Annotated in this window: 14 protein-coding genes and 1 tRNA gene; 4 read left to right on the top strand and 11 right to left on the bottom strand. The window is 56.8% G+C overall.

Going from position 1 to position 18,536, the window contains the following annotated elements; all coding sequences use genetic code 11:
- Nucleotides 1-76 precede the first annotated feature (76 nt).
- Complete coding sequence (gene ilvD / locus GM608_RS04270) at nucleotides 77-1,930, top strand: dihydroxy-acid dehydratase (RefSeq protein WP_081563153.1); 1,854 nt, start codon at nucleotides 77-79, stop codon at nucleotides 1,928-1,930.
- Between the two features lie 104 nt (nucleotides 1,931-2,034).
- On the opposite strand, the gene GM608_RS04265 is transcribed toward ilvD, so the two are convergent.
- Nucleotides 2,035-4,740 (bottom strand): valine--tRNA ligase, encoded by a 2,706-nt coding sequence (locus GM608_RS04265; RefSeq protein ID WP_249085509.1) that lies wholly within the window; start codon nucleotides 4,738-4,740, stop codon nucleotides 2,035-2,037.
- Nucleotides 4,741-4,837: 97 nt separating this feature from the next.
- Entirely contained in the window at nucleotides 4,838-6,289 is a 1,452-nt protein-coding gene (locus GM608_RS04260; RefSeq protein ID WP_081563152.1) for a TolC family outer membrane protein, read from the bottom strand.
- A gap of 197 nt (nucleotides 6,290-6,486) precedes the next feature.
- Between GM608_RS04260 and GM608_RS04255 the strand changes: the two genes are divergently transcribed.
- Nucleotides 6,487-6,560 (top strand) — tRNA-Cys (locus GM608_RS04255).
- 367 nt (nucleotides 6,561-6,927) lie between these two features.
- Here the strand turns inward: GM608_RS04255 and glk are convergent.
- The gene (gene glk, locus GM608_RS04250) at nucleotides 6,928-7,917 is read right to left on the bottom strand and encodes a glucokinase (RefSeq protein WP_043560138.1); all 990 of its coding nucleotides are present in this window, start codon (nucleotides 7,915-7,917) and stop codon (nucleotides 6,928-6,930) included.
- 95 nt (nucleotides 7,918-8,012) lie between these two features.
- Nucleotides 8,013-8,807, bottom strand: a complete 795-nt coding sequence (locus GM608_RS04245) for an SDR family oxidoreductase (RefSeq protein WP_043560141.1) — start codon at nucleotides 8,805-8,807, stop codon at nucleotides 8,013-8,015.
- 87 nt (nucleotides 8,808-8,894) lie between these two features.
- On the opposite strand from GM608_RS04245, the gene GM608_RS04240 reads away from it, so the two are divergent.
- Nucleotides 8,895-10,073, top strand: a complete 1,179-nt coding sequence (locus tag GM608_RS04240) for a hypothetical protein (RefSeq protein WP_333645077.1) — start codon at nucleotides 8,895-8,897, stop codon at nucleotides 10,071-10,073.
- A 52-nt stretch (nucleotides 10,074-10,125) separates the two neighbouring features.
- Here GM608_RS04240 and thiL read toward each other — a convergent pair whose 3' ends face one another.
- From thiL to nrdR, 3 genes are read right to left on the bottom strand one after another with little or no spacing between them, the layout of a single operon-like run.
- The gene (gene thiL, locus GM608_RS04235; RefSeq protein WP_081563150.1) at nucleotides 10,126-11,070 is read right to left on the bottom strand and encodes a thiamine-phosphate kinase; all 945 of its coding nucleotides are present in this window, start codon (nucleotides 11,068-11,070) and stop codon (nucleotides 10,126-10,128) included.
- A 12-nt stretch (nucleotides 11,071-11,082) separates the two neighbouring features.
- Complete coding sequence (gene nusB, locus GM608_RS04230) at nucleotides 11,083-11,565, bottom strand: transcription antitermination factor NusB (RefSeq protein ID WP_154981445.1); 483 nt, start codon at nucleotides 11,563-11,565, stop codon at nucleotides 11,083-11,085.
- Entirely contained in the window at nucleotides 11,562-12,041 is a 480-nt protein-coding gene (nrdR, locus tag GM608_RS04225) for a transcriptional regulator NrdR (RefSeq protein ID WP_043560151.1), read from the bottom strand. Before nrdR ends, nusB begins: the two co-directional genes overlap by 4 nt.
- A gap of 151 nt (nucleotides 12,042-12,192) precedes the next feature.
- Between nrdR and GM608_RS04220 the strand changes: the two genes are divergently transcribed.
- Nucleotides 12,193-12,699, top strand: a complete 507-nt coding sequence (locus GM608_RS04220; RefSeq protein ID WP_052349061.1) for a copper chaperone PCu(A)C — start codon at nucleotides 12,193-12,195, stop codon at nucleotides 12,697-12,699.
- 11 nt (nucleotides 12,700-12,710) lie between these two features.
- Here the strand turns inward: GM608_RS04220 and recQ are convergent, their stop codons facing one another.
- The 4 genes from recQ to cydD form a co-directional block, all read right to left on the bottom strand.
- Nucleotides 12,711-14,555 carry a DNA helicase RecQ gene (recQ, locus tag GM608_RS04215; protein WP_249085702.1) on the bottom strand — a complete coding sequence of 615 codons (1,845 nt, stop codon included), beginning with the start codon at nucleotides 14,553-14,555 and terminating at the stop codon, nucleotides 12,711-12,713.
- 41 nt (nucleotides 14,556-14,596) lie between these two features.
- Nucleotides 14,597-15,013, bottom strand: coding sequence for an OmpA family protein (locus GM608_RS04210; RefSeq protein ID WP_043560156.1), 417 nt, complete (start codon nucleotides 15,011-15,013; stop codon nucleotides 14,597-14,599).
- A 111-nt stretch (nucleotides 15,014-15,124) separates the two neighbouring features.
- A complete protein-coding gene (gene cydC / locus GM608_RS04205; protein ID WP_333645075.1) occupies nucleotides 15,125-16,762 on the bottom strand; it encodes a thiol reductant ABC exporter subunit CydC in 1,638 nt (545 codons plus the stop codon).
- The gene (gene cydD / locus GM608_RS04200; RefSeq protein WP_333645074.1) at nucleotides 16,759-18,456 is read right to left on the bottom strand and encodes a thiol reductant ABC exporter subunit CydD; all 1,698 of its coding nucleotides are present in this window, start codon (nucleotides 18,454-18,456) and stop codon (nucleotides 16,759-16,761) included. Before cydD ends, cydC begins: the two co-directional genes overlap by 4 nt.
- Nucleotides 18,457-18,536: the final 80 nt, after the last annotated feature.

Raw genomic sequence — 18,536 nt, 5'->3', positions numbered from 1 at the left:
TCAATTTTTTTGTTTTATGTTACCGTTTCTTACTATAGAACGCCCTGAAATATTTTTTTTGAAAGAGGTTTCCTGAATGCCTGCCTATCGTTCCCATACAAGCACCCGTGGCCGCAACATGGCAGGGGCCCGTGCGCTCTGGAGAGCGACAGGCATGAAGGATGGGGACTTCAGCAAGCCCATCATTGCCATTGCCAATTCCTATACTCAGTTCGTGCCCGGTCATGTCCATCTCAAGGACATGGGAGCTCTGGTGGCTTCGGCTGTGGAGGAAGCCGGTGGTGTGGCCAGGGAATTCAACACCATTGCCGTGGATGACGGTATCGCCATGGGGCATGGCGGGATGCTCTATTCCCTGCCCTCACGGGAACTGATTGCGGATTCCGTGGAATATATGGTCAATGCCCACTGTGCCGATGCGCTGGTCTGTATCAGCAACTGTGACAAGATTACACCGGGCATGCTCATGGCCTCGCTACGGCTGAACATCCCGACCGTTTTCGTGTCTGGCGGGCCAATGGAAGCTGGCAAGGCAGACATGGACGGCATTGAGCGGGCGGTTGATCTTGTGACCTCCATGGTGGCAGCAGCTGATGAACGTGTCAGTGATGACATCTCCGAACGTGTGGAACGATCCGCCTGTCCGACCTGCGGTTCATGCTCGGGCATGTTCACGGCCAATTCCATGAATTGTCTGACGGAGGCGCTTGGTCTTTCCCTGCCGGGCAATGGCTCTCTTCTGGCGACACATGCCAAACGTAAGGAGCTTTTTCTTGGGGCTGGCCGCCTGAGCGTAGAGCTGGCAAAGCGCTGGTATGAGGAAGGCGATGCAACGGCTCTTCCCCGTGGCATTGCTACGAAGGCGGCTTTCACCAACGCCATGACGCTGGACATTGCCATGGGGGGCTCCACCAACACGGTGCTGCATCTGTTGGCCGCAGCCCGGGAAGCCGGAGTCGATTTCACGATGAGTGATATTGATGCCCTGTCCCGGAAGGTCCCTCACCTCTGCAAGGTGTCGCCCTCCGTTGCCAATGTACATATGGAGGATGTCCACCGGGCTGGCGGGATTCCGGCCATTCTTGGAGAGCTGGATCGTGCCGGCCTGATTGATGCGGGAACGCCGACTGTGCACTCTCCTACGCTGGCGGCGTCCCTGAGGCGTTGGGACATCATGCAGAATCAGGATGAGGCGGAAGAGCTGTTCCGGGCAGCGCCTGGTGGTGTGCGGACGGTTGAGGCTTTTTCCCAGAACAGCCTGTACAGGGAGCTGGACCGGGACCGTCGGACCGGTGTTCTGCGTGACCGGAACCACGCCTTCTCGCAGGATGGCGGGCTGGCTGTTCTTTATGGAAATCTGGCGCTGGATGGCGCCATCGTCAAAACGGCAGGGGTTGCAGAACATATTCTGAAGTTCAAGGGGCGTGCCCGTGTCTTTGACAGTCAGGATGCTGCTGTGAATGCCATTCTGGGCAAGGAGATCATACCGGGTGATGTCGTGGTCATCCGGTATGAAGGGCCCAAAGGCGGACCGGGAATGCAGGAAATGCTCTACCCGACCAGCTATCTTAAATCCATGGGGCTGGGAGAATCCTGCGCACTGATTACTGATGGACGTTTTTCTGGCGGGAGTTCTGGGCTTTCTGTTGGTCACATGTCTCCGGAAGCCGCTGAAGGCGGTCTGATCGGCCTGGTGGAAGAAGGTGATACCATTATCATCGACATTCCTGAAAGGCGTCTGCATCTGGAAGTGTCGGAGACAGAGCTTGAAGCGCGCCGTGCTGCCATGCATGGGAAGGGCTCTGCAGGCTGGCAGCCTCAGCGTGAACGTGTCGTTTCCACGGCTCTGAAGGCTTATGCGGCCATGACGACCAGTGCAGCCCATGGGGCTGTTCGGGATCTGTCCCAGATCATCGTCAAGAAGCTGTAATATCAGGGACGGTTGTCAGTACCGTCCCTCTCGATAAATCCCTTGCAATAAAAAAGCCTGCCGTTTCAGGGCAGGCTTTTTTTTACTCTGATGGCAACGGGAAATCAGCTTATACGCCCCAGAGCTGTTTTCTGCTTGGCAAGCTCCTGCTGGAACGTCTCCAGCCGGTCACGATTTTCCTGAACAACCTCAGGCTTGGCACGGGCAACAAAGTTCTCATTGCCGAGCTTCTTTTCGACCTTGCCGATTTCCCCCTCAAGCCGTGTGATTTCCTTCTGGAGACGGGCTTTTTCCGCCTCAAGGTCGATCACACCCTCCAGCGGCAGGAAGATGGTTGCTTCATCCAGAATGAGCTGGGCAGCCATTTTCGGCGGCTCCCCTGCCAGTGGTGAAACTTCGGAGGCACGAGCCATCTGGTCGATGGCAGCCTGCCATTTACGGGCCCGTTCGAGCGTTTTTTCCGAAGCATCACGCAGCAGCAGCGGGGCTTTCTGGGATGGCGGAACATTCATTTCTGCCCGAACAGTCCGCACGTCACTGATCAACCGGATGACCCAGTTGACTTCATCCGCAGCGTCTTCAGCACCGGCAATCTGGGGAATCTCAGGCCAGCTGTCGGTCCCAAACGGTCCAGAATAACCCAGCTTCTCCCAGAGCGTGCTGGTCACGAATGGAATGACGGGGTGCATCATGCGCAGAATAATACCCAGTACATACGCACCAGCTGCCTTCAGCTCTTCTGCCTCCACACCACCGGCCCGGAAGGTCGGTTTGGAGAATTCCACGAACCAGTCACAGAAAATATTCCAGACAAAATTGTAACAGCAGCGTGTGTACTCATCAAAACGGGAGGCTTCCAGTGCCGCATCGGCTTGTGTCACGGCCTTGCGGGCTTCCTCCAGAATCCAGCGGGCCATGGTGGACTGGACAGCAGATGGATTGAAACCGGGATTCGGTTTCACTCCATTCATCTGGAGGAACCGGGAGGCGTTCCAGAGCTTCGTGATGAAGGCTCTATGTTCTTCAACACGGGTACGGCCCAGCTTGATGTCCCGTCCCAGCCCAGCACCCGCAGCAATGGCAAGGCGGGTAGCGTCCGCCCCGTAATCGGCAATCAGATCCAGAGGATCAATACCATTGCCTCGGGACTTGGACATTTTCTGTCCCTTCTCATCCCGAACAAGGCCATGGATCAGTATTTTGCGGAAAGGAACCTTCCCCATGAAGTGAAGCCCCATCATCATCATCCGGGATACCCAGAAAAAGATGATGTCAAAGCCGGTGACCAGGGTGCTGGTTGGATAATAGAACTCCAGCTCTTCCGTCCTGTCCGGCCAGCCCAGTGTCGTGAACGGCCAGAGAGCCGAGCTGAACCATGTGTCCAGCACGTCTTCATCCTGCGTCAGGGTGATGGAAGGGCCAGCCTTCTTCTGGGCTTCTTCTTCCGTCTCTGCAACGTAGGTTTTTCCATCAGACCCATACCAGGCCGGTATCTGATGCCCCCACCAGAGCTGACGGCTGATGCACCACGGCTGAAGGTCCCTCATCCAAGCGAAGAAGGTATTCTCCCATTGTTGGGGTTCAAAGACCATTTCACCGGACTGGACAGCCTCGACGGCGGGCTGTGCCAGTCTGGGCGCATCGCAGTACCATTGCAGCGTCAGTCTCGGCTCCACAATGGCACCGCCACGTTCGGCTGTGGGTACCTGAAGCACATGGGGCTCGATTTTTTCCAGCCAGCCCATCTCTTCCAGCTTTTCAACGATCTTCTTACGGGCCTCATCACGGTGGAGACCTTCCAGAGCCTGGACGAACTCGATGTCGCTTATGCCAGCGTGGTCAGCCAGTTCGGCACGGATCTCATCCAGCCAGATGCAGGCGCTTTCATCCAGAATGGTCGGTGCTGGCAGGTCATGACGCTTTCCGACTTCGAAGTCATTGAAATCATGAGCTGGTGTGATTTTAACAGCCCCTGTTCCCTTTTCCGGGTCTGAATGTTCGTCTGCCACGACAGGGATGCGCCGCCCCGTCAGGGGAAGGATGATGGTCTGGCCAACCATGCTGGTATAGCGGTCATCTTCCGGATTGACGGCCACAGCCACGTCGCCCAGCATGGTTTCCGGTCGGGTTGTGGCAATCGTGATGGTTCCACCGTTTTCCAGAGGATAACGGATATGCCACATGGAGCCTTTTGTTTCCCTGTTCTCCACCTCCAGATCAGAAATGGCCGAGCGGAAAACAGGGTCCCAGTTGACAAGACGACGGTCCCGATAGATCAGCCCTTCTTCATGCAGCTGGACGAATACCTTGCGAACGGCACGTGACAGACCTTCATCCATGGTGAACCGTTCACGGGTCCAGTCCGCCGAGGCACCAAGGCGGCGAAGCTGCTGGATGATGGTCCCGCCATATTCATTCTTCCAGTCCCAGACACGCTCAATGAAGCGGGGCCGACCAAGCTCTTTCCTGTTGATGCCTTCCTTGTCCAGAGCCCGTTCGACAACCATCTGCGTGGCGATACCGGCATGATCTGTACCGGGCTGCCAGAGAACATTGGCCCCTTTCTCCCTCTGCCAGCGGATAAGAATATCCTGGAGAGTGAAGGTCAGGGCGTGCCCGAGATGCAGTGTCCCCGTGACGTTGGGGGGCGGAAACATGATGGAATAAGGCGAGCCACCTTTCCCGGGGTCCGCCCTGAACGTCCCGGCATTTTCCCACAATCTGTAAAGCGTGGTTTCGTAATCGGCGGGGATGAAGGCCTTTTCCAGATCGGAAGGAATCAGAGAAGAGTGTGCATTCTGTTCGGACATGGTTTCCCGGGTCATGATGTAGCGTGTCAGAGGGTGATGTTCATATCACCGGCATGAAAACTTGCCGATAGGCAGAGGCGAAAAACCCCTCCCCCATTTATCGGCCTGGCTGGTTCACCTGATAATCCCCAACGCCCCAGAGGCGGTTTTTAACGGCATGATAATAGGCTTTTTCATCATACAGGGGGACATTCAGTTTCAGGTCCACAGCGGTGAGATGGCCCATGGCACGGGCAATGTCGTAGGAGGAGGTGACCAAGGATGTCACGCTCTGGATGAGTGCACGCTGTGACTGCAACAATGTGGCCTGCTGCTGGAGGACGGACAGGGTTGTTGCCGTACCGACAAGAGCCTGCCTTTCGACACCGGCAAGGGCCGCCATATTGGAGGAAACGGCAATCTGGTGGCTGCGGAGCGTGTCCTTGATGGACATGTAGGTCTGCCAGCTTTCTGATGTCTGCTCCAGGGCAGACCTGCGCTGGACATCCACCTCATTGCGGGCTGCGATGGCCGTCTGGCGGGCCTGCCGGACGGCTGCATATTCACTCCCTCCCTGATAGAGGGGAATCTGGAGGTTGAGCGTGGCGTATTTGTTGTCCTGCAGGGACTGGTCCTGCCCCTGATCTTTTGAACGCTGATAAGCCACTCCGGCAGAAAGTTTGGGCATGATGGCCGACATCTGGAGGGAGATGTTGTCTTTCTGCTGTGCTTCATTGAAGAGTGCGGCGATCACGTTCGGATTGTTCCGCACGGCCTCTGCTACGGCTTCCTGTTCCGTACGGACAGGCAGGGCCAGAGGCTGTGGTGGAACGAGGTCTGGTGGGGCCGGCACACCAACGACCTGGAGATAGCTGGCCTGGGCTGCCTGCACGGCACCTTCTGTCTGATGACGTTCGGCCGTGGCTGTTGCAAGGGCACCCTGCGCCTGCGCCACGTCTGTCCGGCTCAGTTCCCCGAGGCGGAAGCGCCTGTTCGCTGCATCCAGCTGGGCCCGCAGAGCCCTCTCATTATTGATGCTGACCTGGAGGAGCTGAAGATTGGCGACCAGACGGACATAGGCATTCATGGCCCCGTAAAGGACCTCCTGCTCCGTTTCTATCAGCCGAGCTCTCTGGGCAAAAATCTGGTTGCGGGCCATATGGATGCTCGCAACCGTTTTTCCGCCCTGATAGATGGGCTGGGTCAGCGATACGGTCGTGTTGTAACCGCCACTGTTATAATGCTGGATGTTGGGCAGCCTGACAGTCTGGCCATTGATCTCGGTCTGCTGTGTGTAGCGGCTGCTGCCCTTGTAGTAGGTCAGTGACCCATTGGCCGTAATGGTTGGTCGCCACCCCGCCTCTGCTGCGGACATCTGCTCATCAACAGAGCGGAGCTGCGCCCGGGCTTCCCGAAGCTGGGGGTTCGTCAGATAGGTCAGAGCCAAGGCATCTTTCAGGGTATGAGGGACGAACTCCGGGTTGCCATTGGGATTTGTAACCGCTGTCTGGGCATGGCCATGCTGGCACAGGAGCCCGGCTCCAACACATAGGCCCAGCCCCATCTTCATCGATTTTCTAATTTTTAAAAAAAAATGGGGCGGGAGTTTCATGCTCGTTAATCTGCCGGTTTGGTCGTCTGTTTCGGAAAAGATGTGCAAGAGGGACTATAAGGGAGAATCTCACTGAAAATAAGCGAAAAATGCCCTGTATCGTTTTCTCCCTATTGACCTGTGAGTAATAATCCTTATTAAGGACACACACCTGAGGTCTGGTGGCAGAATGGCTATGCATCGGACTGCAAATCCGCGTATGTGGGTTCGATTCCCGCCCAGACCTCCATGGTGTTATCCCGATACGTCCCAGACACCTTGAGAAACAGCCATTCTCGGGGTAGCGACTATTCCGATTAGTCCCGGTGTATCCCACAATTTTGGGGGTATATAAGGGGGTAATATTTCTGGGGAATTTCCCTTTTTGATGACGGTTTTTTGTGTGGTCGCAGGCCACACAGGCGCTTCATGGAATTTCAGATTCTACTTCGTCCAAGCTGTTTCTCCCGAAACATGACGAAAAAGGGTGCGGCTTGGTAAAACATGGGGCGAATGGAACAGTGTCCTCGATCAACCCTGCATTTTTTCAGAAAATCATATCATGATGAAGGAAGGGAGCATCCTCTTTCTGGATGACTCCCCTCCCCTCATTCAGATCAAGCAGTTTCTGCCTGTTTGCTGGCTGTTTTGCTGGCATAAGCAGCGGCAGCACCGTACAGGCCAGGCTGCGGATGTGTGATGATTTTCACCGGCATTTCGCTCATCATGGTTTCGAAACGCCCCTTGGCGATGAACCGCTCAGCAAAGCCGGAATGCGGTAGAATATTTGCCAAGCGCTGGCCCAGCCCACCGGCCACAACAACACCATGAGCCCCATGGGCAAGAGCCAGGTCCCCGGCAACAGCTCCGAGACTCAGGAAGAAGCGCTCCAGTGCTGCGGCGGCCAGATTGTCCGTTCCTTCCATCGCTGTGGTCCACAGGGTGCGGTTGTCCTTGATGGTGATGGGACGATCCTGGAGTTCTGCAATGACTTCATACAGGTTGGTCAGGCCCGGCCCTGAGACGATTCTCTCAACAGAAACACGACGGAAACGTTCACGAAGCGCCTGAAGGATATGATCTTCCACCGCATCCAGAGGCGAGAAGTCCATGTGCCCACCTTCCGTTGCGATCACATGATACCCATCTTCGCCACGCAGAAGGCTTGCAACCCCCAGCCCCGTACCCGGACCAAGAATGGTGATGGTCCCCTCGGAGGGAAGATCAACATCTGGACCACACAGGTGGTTCATGTATTCCGGGCCAACCTGGGCCACAGCATGACCGATCGCTCCGAAGTCGTTCACCAGAACGAAATCATCCAGCTTCAGGCGGCTGCCAAGCTGGGCCGGCTGGATGATCCACGGATTGTTGGTCATCTTGAGGACTTCGCCATTGATCGGACAGGCCACGGCAATGCCCGCTTCCCGGGGAATGGGGCGCCCCAGTGACCGGCCAAAAGCCTCCCATGCCAGCGCCAGGGAAGCGTGCTCGGCACATTTGAGTGTCGTTGCTTCCCCGAGAGACACCACCCGACCATCCTTGATTTCAGCGATGGCAAAGCGGGCATGGGTTCCGCCGATATCAACGGCAACAATTTCTTTCATACGTTTATCCCTTCAATACGCAGAGAGATGTGCTGCCCCATTTTCCCATGCCCCCTTCCTGTCTGCAAGCACCTGACCTGTAAGGTTTTCTTCAATTATTGGTGGGCAGTCTTTTCATGTTCAGGATGCTGCATGACATCCAGCCGCCGCAGGATGCGATGGGCGATAGGACGGGGAAGGACCATCTCCAGCAGACGGGTCAGCTGGAACACCCACGGGAATACAAGAACCCCCCTGCCCTGATTGATGCTGCGGGCGATTTTGCGGGCTGCTTTCTCCACCGGAACGAGGAAAGCCTGCTCACCGTCCAGCCGCTGGCTCATGGGGGTATCCACAAAACCTGGAGCGATCAGGCAGACACGGACATTATGAGGTGTCATGGCTGCCTGGAGGGCCGTGCTGAAGCGTCCCAACCCTGCTTTGGAGCCACTATAGACTGTGGCCAGCGGCAGATCATGGAAGGAAGCGACAGACCCCATCAGGGCGATGCGTCCATGACGACGGGCTGCCATGCGGTTTGCCATTTCGGTGGCCATGGCCACAGGGGTGGCAAAATTGACCATGGACATTCTGAGGGCTGTCTCTGCTGATTCAGCAAGGGCGCCATGAGGCCGGATGTCCGCCATCCCGGCTGAGAGGATCAGGATGTCGATCGGCAGCTGGTCATCGGTATAGGCAAGGGCTTTCAGTGCCTCATCGGCCTGTGTCAGGTCGATGCTGAAGATGTCCACGCTGGCACCTTTTGCACGCACTGCGGACGCCGTTTTTCCCAGCCGCTCTTCACTCCGTCCCCACAGTGTCAGATGTACGCCGGGACGGGCATAATACTCCGCCAGAGCCGCCCCGATGCCGCTGGAAGCGCCAGTTATGAGGATGTGATGCCGAGGCATCGTTGAGTTTTTTTCTGGTCTGGACATGAAGCCCCTTTCATTTTTGCCCTCTAGCGGGAAGGCTCGTGTACGAGTATAGCCATTGCTATGCAATGTGAAGCGCCAAACTCTCAATCTGCCAAGGTCGATGTTCGTCCCGTGACCACACGGGGAGATTTACGTCGTTTTATCACACTTCCGCGCCATATCTATAAAGGAATGGACGGCTTCGTCCCCCCGCTGGACATGGAGCAGAGGCACCTGCTCAGCCCCAAGGAATCCCCGGTTTTCCGCCATGCGGAGATACAGTATTTCTTGGCTTGGTGCGATGGTCGCCCCGTTGGACGAATCGCTGCGATTGTCGATCATAAGGCAATTGATCACTGGCAGGAAGTTATTGGGCAGTTTGGTGCGCTTGATGCCATTCCTGAACGGGAGATTGTCTCAGCCCTTCTACAGGCTGTTGAGGATTGGCTGAAAAAACGGCAGATTTCCAAGATACGCGGCCCAGTCACGCTGAGCGGAAATGCGGAGACCGGGACCATGGTGGAAGGGCAGCGCTCCGCCCCCATGATTGCCATTCCTTGGCACCCGAAAGGTCTGGATGCCCTCATCCGTCAATGTGGATATGAGAAGGCGCAGGACCTGCTGAGCTACCGGCTGGAGTTGGATGGAACGACGGAAGAGCGCTTCAAGGTTCCAGGCAATCTGAGACTCGGTGAAGGGCGGCTCAGCACGATTACGACCCGCAATCTTTCCAAGAAGGAAATCACTACCCAGGGAGAGGTGCTGCGGAAGCTGTATAATGATGCCTGGTCACATAAGTACAATTTTGTGCCCATGCAGGATTACGAAATGACGGCCATGATCGAGCAGATCAAGCCGCTCCTGCGCCCTGAGCATTATGTCCAGATTGATCAGAATGGCGAACCGGTTGCCATGGCCATGGTTCTTCCCAATCTCTACGACATTGCGGGGGATCTGGGAGGAGCACCATCACCTCTTGGGTGGATGCGGCTTGGCTACCGGCTGGCAACGCACCGTTTTCGGTCGGCCCGTGTGATTCTGCTGGGTGTTTCCAGCAAATTGCGCGGAACGATGCTAGGGTCGCTTCTGCCTTCTCTCGCCATTGTGGAACTGATGCGTCGTGGTCATACGCTGCCTTACAAATGGGTTGAACTTGGCTGGGTTCTGGAGAGTGATGTCGGAATGAGGAATCTGGCGGAATCTCTCGTGCCTCATCCACATAAAACACATCGTCTTTACGAAAAAAATCTTTCTGCCTGATGAGGCTGGGTGGAGGAAGTGCCCTTCTTCCTCCATCATGGTCTGGCAGTGATCAGAAATGCTGCCAGCCGGTCCGTGAGAAATTGATGGGGGCGTGCTGTCTGTCCAGCATGGTCACGCCTTCGCCTTCTGTCACCATGCCCACTTTGGTGAGGGGCACGCCGTGCTGTCTGCAATGGGCCTGCAAAGCGTCCTCGCTGGCGGCGGGGCAGGTCAGCAGAAGTTCGTAATCATCCCCTCCGAGGAGGATTATCTCCCGGTGAGTCGCCATATGGGCAGCAACCTCAGGGACAAGAGGCAGCTTTTCTTCAAAAAGAGTGATGGCCACACCAGATTCTTCGGCAATATGGCCAGAATCCTGCAACAGACCGTCCGAGATATCCATGGCGGCACTGACGATACCATACAGGGAAAGGCCGGTACGAGGTGTCGGTATACGATAGGCCTCTACAAGAGAAGCGTCCCCTGTCGCCAGTTTGCCCAGTCGGATCTGCAATCCCAACGCAGCCCGCCCGAGACTGCCGGTAATCCAGACACCATCTCCTGCTCTGGCACCATCACGGCGTAAAACCTGTCCCCGCTGGACTGACCCCAGAATGGTGACATTCAGCATCAGCGGGGAAGGACTGCCAGTTGTGTCGCCTCCCAGAAGAGAAATGTCATACTGTTTCTGATCCGCTGCCAGCCCGGCAGCAAATTCCGTAAACCAGGCTTCATCATAATGCCGTCCTGGCGGAACACTGACATTCAGCATGTAATGGCGTGGCCGACTGCCCATGGCAGCCAGGTCTGAGAGATTGCAGCGTAGCAGCTTGCGGGCAATCGTCCCTGCCGGATCATCTGGGAGGAAATGAAGCCCCTCAACCATGGTATCGCTGGAGAGAACAAGTTCTTCCCCTGCTGGGAGAGCCATGGTTGCTCCATCATTGCGAAGCTCCATGGCGCCCGGCCCTGCAAGTGGACGGAAATGCCGGGCTATGAAGTCAAACTCGCCCATCTGTGCCGTCCTTTACCGTGCGCCCTGCTCTCCGCCCAGCTGACGGGCAAATCTGTCCAGAATGCCATTGACCATCTTCGGTGCATCCCCACTGAAAAAGCCATGGGCGACATCCAGATACTCATTGATGGCAACCTGGGCTGGCAGCCCTGTCATCATTTCTCCAATAGCCGTGCGCAACAGGGCACGCAGGACAGGGTCAAGACGGTCCATCGGCCAGCTTTCAGGAAGCAGTGCTGTCAGAGTCGTGTCGATGGCATCCTGTTTCAGCACGGCATTGCGGACAAGCTCTTCCAGCAGGTTCAGGTCGGCATCAGGAATATGGCCATCTTCAAAACAGGCCGTAGAGGCAACATGCCGGTGCCGGATGAACTCCATGAGGACACTCTCGGGATTGGCACCTGTCTGTTCGCACTGATACAGGGCCTGCGTGGCTGCCATGCGGGCAATTGTCCGGCTGCGTTTACGTGATGTAGTGGATGACGGTTCGGTCATGGGGTCTCCTGAGAGGGGGGATTGGCGGGGCTGTTCATATCGACAAGAATTTTGGAGAACGCCTCAATCTCCCGAAAATCTTTATAGACACTGGCAAAGCGGACATAGGCAACGCCATCAATCTCACGCAGCGCATCCATGACGAGCTCTCCGATCCTGTAGGATGGGATTTCCTGTTCGCCGGAGGCTTCCAGCTGTCTGACAAGGCCATTCAGCAGGCGCTCCTGCTGTACCTCATCGACAGGCCGTTTCCGCAGGGCAATCCGGATGGACCGGGCCAGTTTGTCACGATCGAAAGGAATGTGGCGACCATCGGCCTTGATGACGGTCAGTTCACGCAGCTGCACGCGTTCAATGGTGGTGAAGCGTTGCGCACAGGCACAGCAGACACGCCGACGGCGGATGGCAGCACCATCTTCTGCCGAGCGGCTATCCTTGACCTGCGTTTCCTGATTTCCGCAAAAAGGGCAGTACATGGCATAATCCGAAAAGCAACCAGAGCAGGGTCTTTCTTGACCCCGCCTGCTGCACAGTTTATCGGAAATGGCAGCATTGAGGAATATGAAAGGGCTTTTTTCTTTATGATTGCCCTGTCTTTTCCCAGGCCATATGGCAGGAGCGAGGATCATGAACAGGACAGGACGCAACTCCCTGACAATAGCAGCCCTGCTGATCGGTCTCGGGCTGGAAAGTGCCGCCGCTACCGACAGCGGTGTAGCCCCCCCGCCTCTTTCCCTGAAGAGCATCACCATCAATGATGCCGCGCTGCACACACGCTACAGGGAAGCTCCGTTTGCTTTCGGGACATTCTCGCTGAGCAATCATGGGGTAACGGACATGCTGCTGCGCGGTATCACATCTCCCGGATGCAATTCCGTCACGTCGAACCGGAACAGCCAGGTTGCGATCCAGTCTCCCCGGCAGACATATGATATTTTCCAGCGCATGGCTGTGCCGCATGAAGGGACGCTCGTTTTTCCGACAAGTGGCTATCATCTGATCTGCCACGGGCTGAAAGTCCCCTATCAGGCTGGCAGCAAACTTGATTTCACGTTTCATTTTCAGGATGTGGGAGACGTGACGGCTTCGTTTGTCATGCAGCCGATTGTGGAAGAAAAACACGTCGGCCCCTGATGCTCCCCTTTTCAGGGAGCTTCCTGCAGAATGGCCAGAACCGCATCGCCGTAACGTTCGATCTTGCTCTGACCAACCCCACGGATGTCTCCCAGCTCCTGCCTGTTGGTTGGATGGGCCCGGATGATCTCCCGCAAGGTGGCGTCACGAAAAATGATGTAGGGCGGGATTTCCTGCTGATAGGCTTCTTCCCGCCGCCACATCTTCAGCGCTAGGAAATGGCGATATTCTTCATCAGAAAGCCCTTCATTGGGGTCATTTCGTGGCGTGTCTCCCATGCTGGCCATGTGGCGTGACGTTGCGTCTTCCCTCAGGCTGACGGACACCTCTCCCCTGAGAATGGGCCGTGCTGTCTCCCGCTTCAGTCCCAATCCGCCATGATCCCCCACCATGCCAATCGCACCACGGGCTATGAGCTGCCGGATGACCATACGCCACCAGACATCCGTTCTGTCTTTCCCAATCCCGAAGACTGAAAGGTGCTGAAGGGCGTGGCGTTCCACCGCTTCTGTCATTTTGCCCTTGAGAACAGCAATGAGCTGCACGGCTCCAAACCGTTCGCCTGTCCTGTATATGGTGGAGAGAACCTTTTGTGCTGCTTCAGTGGCATCAAAGGTAGAGGGAGGATGCAGACAGTTATCGCAATGGCCGCAGGGTTCATGCAGCGTTTCACCGAAACAGGCCAGAATGGCCTGGGTCCGGCAACCTGTTGTTTCTGTCAGGGAAATCATGCTTTCCAGCCGTCCCTGCATCGCCCGTTTTTCCGCCTCCGGCACCTGGGCTTCTTCCAACCAGTAGCGGGCTCTGGCGACACCTTCTCCGCTGTAAAGCAGAAGAGTATGCGATGGTTCACCGTCACGTCCAGCACGGCCTATCTGCTGGTAATAGCCCTCTGGTGACGTCGGCATGTCCAGATGGATGACGGTGCGGACATCTGGGCGGTCGATGCCCATGCCAAAAGCTATGGTTGCCGCAACGATCATGGGCTCACCAGAACGGAACCGCAACAGGACATTCTTCTTGTCGGCGGGGGACATGCCAGCATGAAAAGCAAAAGCTGTATGGCCTTTTTCACGCAGCTGCCGGGCCAGTGTTTCCGTCTTCTTGCGGCTACCGCAATAGACGATGGCCGCACCCTGTCCCATATGGCGGTCCAGTGCATCCAGAACCTGACGTGTCTCCGAGTGTTTGGGCTGGGCCTGAAGAAACAGGTTGCTCCTGTGGAAACTGCCCATCAGTATGTGAGCCTGGGGCATGTCCAGAGCCGCCAGCATGTCACTTCGTGTGCGAGGGTCTGCCGTGGCTGTCAGCGCAATGCGGGGAACTCTGGGGAACAGCTGCTTCAGATTGGCCAGCTCTCGATATTCCGGCCGGAAATCATGGCCCCAGGCGGAAACGCAATGCGCTTCATCAATAGCAATGAGCGACAGGCTGCATCGCCGCAGCAGGTTGAGGCTGTACGGTGTCAGCAGTCTCTCGGGTGAAATATAGAGGAGGTCGAGCTGATCACAGAGCAGATCCTCCCGGACTGTCTGCTGATCCTGATACTCCATTTCGGAATGAAGGGCTGATGCCCTCACCCCGAGCTGCCTCAACCCGGCAACCTGATCTTCCATCAGGGCGATCAGGGGGGAGATGACGAGCCCAACCCCTTTGCGGCAGAGAGCCGGTACCTGATAGCACAGGCTCTTCCCGCCGCCTGTTGGCATGAGGACGAGAACGTCCTCCCCTTTCATGACGGCCTGAACGGCACTCTCCTGAAGGCCCCGGAAGCTCTCAAAACCAAAAACCCGGTGCAGGACAGCTTCAGGAGTTTCACCAACATGACGGGGAAAGCGATCAATGGGGTTCCCTATTCCTTCGCAGGGTTCCCCGTCATGCTGACCGTGCTCCTGAATCAATGTGCGCCCAGATGGACCGTGACACGACGGAAGGCGACGCGTGAATTCTCGACATCTGTTGGCACGAAGGGTTCCTTGCGGATATCCTCACGCTTGATGCCATCCCGCACCAGCACATCAACCACAGAATCCGCACGGGCATCTGCGAGTTTTTTCAGCACGTCCGCATCCTCATTTTTCCCGGCCGAACCGGAAACCGTGATGTGCGAGATATTCCGTTTGTGGGCGGCATCAACGGCGCTGGCGATGATGGCCTCCCCTGTGGGGCTGAGGGTCACAGACTCCGTATCAAAAAACACGACATAATCATCCCGCGGCGGATGCGATACGCAGCCAGCCAGAAGCCCGGCCACCATGAGGGAGGTCGCCCCCACGGGAGCAAGACGACGCATGAAAGCAGAAACCTTCTTCATGGGAGCATCCTTCTCGTTACCTATGGAAAATGATCATCTTTAACTGCCCGTGCTTTGAGCTCCGGTCAATATGGGTCTGGGCCCTGGGAGTGGTAAAAATGCATCCATGGCTCAAAGAGGCTGGGACTTCAGGCGTCCCTCATGGAGGGTCCAGAGGTGATCCAACTGTTCCACTCCTGTAAGACGATGGGTAATCAGCAGGATGGTACGGGAGCGGTCCAGCTGGTTGAGTGTTGCCAGAAAGGCACGTTCCGTCTCCAGATCGAGCCCGGTACCGGGTTCATCAAGGATCAGTACCGGGGCTTCAGAAAGCAGCACGCGGGCCAGAGCAATGCGGCGCCCCTGCCCGCCGGAAATGTGGGACCCGTTTTCACCAATCCAGCTATCCAGCCCATCAGGCAGGGAACGCACGAAATCAGCAATCTGCGCCTGTTCCAGAGCAGCCCAGAGGGCTTTGTCAGAAAAGCCCTCCCGTCCCAGAAGCAGATTGGAGCGGATCGTGTCGTCAAAAAGATGGCTTGCCTGAGAGAGCCATGCCACCTGCTCCCGCAGGGCCTCGGTCTGGATGGAAGCCATGTCCTGCCCACCCAGTGTAATGCTTCCTTCCTGAGGCGCCACGACCTTGAGCAGCAGCGCTGCAAGACTGGACTTCCCGGCACCTGATGGTCCGACAAGTGCGGCCCTTTCCCCTGCCCGGAGTCTGAAATTCACATTCTGCAGAACGGGTTTTTCCGGTGTCCAGCCAAAGGTGACGTCCCGCCCTTCAATCTCATGGCCAGCGGGGGCAGGCGCTGTTCCTTCTGCGGGAGTGCCTTCAGGCATGACCGTGGCATCCACCACACGTTTTGCCGCATGGCGGATGCGCCCGAAAAGAAGGCCTGCCCTTGGTAGATCCACGATGCTGTCCAGAGCAGTCATGACAACAAAAAGAATGGTGATGCCCATGACAGCCTGCTCTTCAGGGAAGAAGACTCCCGCACATCCTGCCAGAGCAAGGATGATCCCCAGGCGGGTCAGCAACAGGGAGATGGCATGGATGTGTGCCATGGCCTGTCCCTGGCGACGCTGCACGGTGTAAAAGGCTTCCTCTGCGGCCAGAAACCGCTCTGCAGCGGCATCTTCCTGCCCGAAGATGCGCAATTCACGCATCCCTCCCACGAGATCAAGGGCCTGATTGTTCATGTCAGCCTGCGCCTGTTGCAGCTCTGGCCCCCAGCGATAGGACAGTTTCGCCATGAGTGCCGGCAAGGCAAAAGCGACCAGGCAGAAAATGACACCGATACTGAGTGCCAGGAGCAGGCTTCCCTTCAGACAAACCCAGATGACGATGGGCAGACTGAACAGCGCCGTTGCCAGCGGGACCAGAATACGCAGATAGAGACTGTCCAGACTCTGCACATCGGCCACGAGGCGGGAGAGCAGATCACCAGAACGCCGGAAGCCCAGCCCAGCTGCGGCTCCTTTGGCCAGATTTCTGTAAAACCAGAGGCGGATGTCTGCAAGAACCCGAAAGGTGGCGTCATGCGTGGCCAGACGTTCCAGATAGCGGAGAATGATACGGGCGGCGCCAGCAAAGCGGAGGATGCCAAAGGCAACGACCCCACCAATGGCGATCAACCCGAGGCGGGAGCCGGTCTGCCCCATGAGCAGGAAAGCGGCACAGACGGAAAGTTCGGCCAGAACCAGCCCGATAAGCAGGCGTCCCCCACGGGCTTTCCATACATTCCATAATGGCTGCAATTGCCTCATGCCAGTGTCTCCTGTTCCGTAAGCCGTCCCGTCTCCATGGTAAGACGCACGGTCTCACCAATATTGTGGAACTGGGGCGAATGGGTGGAAATCAGGGCTGTACGACCCTTCAGCAGCCCCCGGAGAGACATGAGGATGTCCTGCTCCGTCATGGGGTCAAGATGGGCGGTAGGTTCATCCATGATGAGCAGCGGGGCATCTTTCAGGAAGGCACGGGCGATGGCGATCCGCTGGGCCTGCCCACCTGAAAGGCCGAATCCTCCCTCACCCAGTCTGGTCTCCAGCCCATCAGGAAGCAGGGGCAGATATCCCGTGATGGAAGATGCTTCCAAAGCCGCCTGAAGCTGCTTTTCAGACGCTTCAGGTGCAGCGAACATGATATTCTCACGTAGCGTACCTGCAAAAATGACCGGCTTCTGACCAATCCAGCTGATCTGTTGCGTGATTTCTGCCGGGGCCAGCGCCTGGAGGTCGACACCGCCAAGACGTATGGAACCTTCGAGGGGCCTGATGAAACCCAGCAGCATTTCAATGAGGGTTGATTTTCCAGCTCCTGATGGGCCCGTCAGCAGGGCCACGTCACCCGCCTTGAGCTGGAATGATACATCGTCAAGCGCCAGTGGCCGATCCTTTACCCACTGATAGGAAACCCCCTGCACATCAAGCTCAATACCCCGAGCCGTCCGCTCGGCACGTGGCTGGTCAGCAGATGTGCCAGCTGCCATTTCTGGCAGGGTCGGCAGTTTCTGTATGGCCTCGCCGCTGCTGGTAATCTGTGCTCTGTCCTGATAGGCCGCTGAGAGTGCACGGAATGGCGCAAAGGCTTCTGGTACCATGAGCACGGCAAACAGGATGCTGGTTGTCTGCGCAACAGACCCGCCATGCATGAGACCGTGGCGCTGGTCGATCACGATCCAGACCAAGGCAACGATCATGGCAACATCAGTGGATGCTGATGTCAGAAAGGCCAGACGCAGCACTTTCATGGTCCGCTGTCGCAGTTCATCAGCAGCCTGCCCCAGGCCTTGGGCATCTTTTTCCGCATTGCCGGAAAGAACGATGGTAGCAATGCCCCTGATCCTGTCCAGAAAACGGACCTGGAGGCGGTTGAGGGCAAGAAGCTGACGGCGTGAGGCAATGGCTGTAGCAATGCCGAACACGGCCTGGAAAAAAGGAAGGGAAAGGCAGCATCCCCCCAGAATGAGCCCTGCCCGGTGATTCTGCCAGAACACAACAAGAACGACAGACCACTGCGCTACCACCCAAAGGGCCGAGGCAGGCAACCAGCGGGCAAAATAGCCCTCCAGCGCTTCGATGCGGTCTGTCAACAGAGACGCCAGTGCAGCACTGTGCTGATGCCGGAGTAGCGCCGGCCCCTGTGCAAAAAAGCGGGACAGCAGCTCGCGCCGCAGGCGTTTGCGGGCCAGCTCACCACTGGAGACAGCCAAGTGTTCCTGCACATATCCCAGAATGACACGGACGACAGACATGAGAATGAACATACCCAACCAGCGGGCATCCAGCCTCCCCCCGCCTGCCAGCAGGCCTGCCAGAATGGAGGCTAGGCTCCATACCAGCACCATTCCGGCAAGGACGTTGCACATTCCGATCAGGGCCATACACATGGTGGCTGGGCGATTGGCGCCATTTTGCTGCCGTACCCAGCCTTTGAGCATCTTCTTGTCTGCCTTCATGGGGAGACATATACAGAGGAAGCGGGGAAAAGAAAAACAGACAGAGTAAAAGTTTTCCATCGGAAAAATCTTTCTTTCAC

Source organism: Bombella sp. ESL0380, assembly GCF_009725805.1.
Lineage (GTDB): Bacteria > Pseudomonadota > Alphaproteobacteria > Acetobacterales > Acetobacteraceae > Bombella > Bombella apis.
The sequence above is the reverse complement of the archived record's forward strand: the minus strand, read 5'-3'. Positions and strand labels throughout refer to the sequence as shown.

Bases quoted from the DNA above. Each gene is read 5' to 3' on its own strand.
- cydC (WP_333645075.1), bottom strand. From the start codon at position 16,762: ATGAGGCAATTGCAGCCATTATGGAATGTATGGAAAGCCCGTGGGGGA.
- thiL (WP_081563150.1), bottom strand. From the start codon at position 11,070: ATGGGCGAGTTTGACTTCATAGCCCGGCATTTCCGTCCACTTGCAGGG.
- glk (WP_043560138.1), bottom strand. From the start codon at position 7,917: ATGAAAGAAATTGTTGCCGTTGATATCGGCGGAACCCATGCCCGCTTT.
- GM608_RS04240 (WP_333645077.1), top strand. From the start codon at position 8,895: ATGCAATGTGAAGCGCCAAACTCTCAATCTGCCAAGGTCGATGTTCGT.
- GM608_RS04210 (WP_043560156.1), bottom strand. From the start codon at position 15,013: ATGAAGAAGGTTTCTGCTTTCATGCGTCGTCTTGCTCCCGTGGGGGCG.
- nusB (WP_154981445.1), bottom strand. From the start codon at position 11,565: ATGACCGAACCGTCATCCACTACATCACGTAAACGCAGCCGGACAATT.
- GM608_RS04245 (WP_043560141.1), bottom strand. From the start codon at position 8,807: ATGCCTCGGCATCACATCCTCATAACTGGCGCTTCCAGCGGCATCGGG.
- GM608_RS04220 (WP_052349061.1), top strand. From the start codon at position 12,193: ATGAACAGGACAGGACGCAACTCCCTGACAATAGCAGCCCTGCTGATC.
- GM608_RS04265 (WP_249085509.1), bottom strand. From the start codon at position 4,740: ATGTCCGAACAGAATGCACACTCTTCTCTGATTCCTTCCGATCTGGAA.
- cydD (WP_333645074.1), bottom strand. From the start codon at position 18,456: ATGAAGGCAGACAAGAAGATGCTCAAAGGCTGGGTACGGCAGCAAAAT.
- nrdR (WP_043560151.1), bottom strand. From the start codon at position 12,041: ATGTACTGCCCTTTTTGCGGAAATCAGGAAACGCAGGTCAAGGATAGC.
- ilvD (WP_081563153.1), top strand. From the start codon at position 77: ATGCCTGCCTATCGTTCCCATACAAGCACCCGTGGCCGCAACATGGCA.
- GM608_RS04260 (WP_081563152.1), bottom strand. From the start codon at position 6,289: ATGAAGATGGGGCTGGGCCTATGTGTTGGAGCCGGGCTCCTGTGCCAG.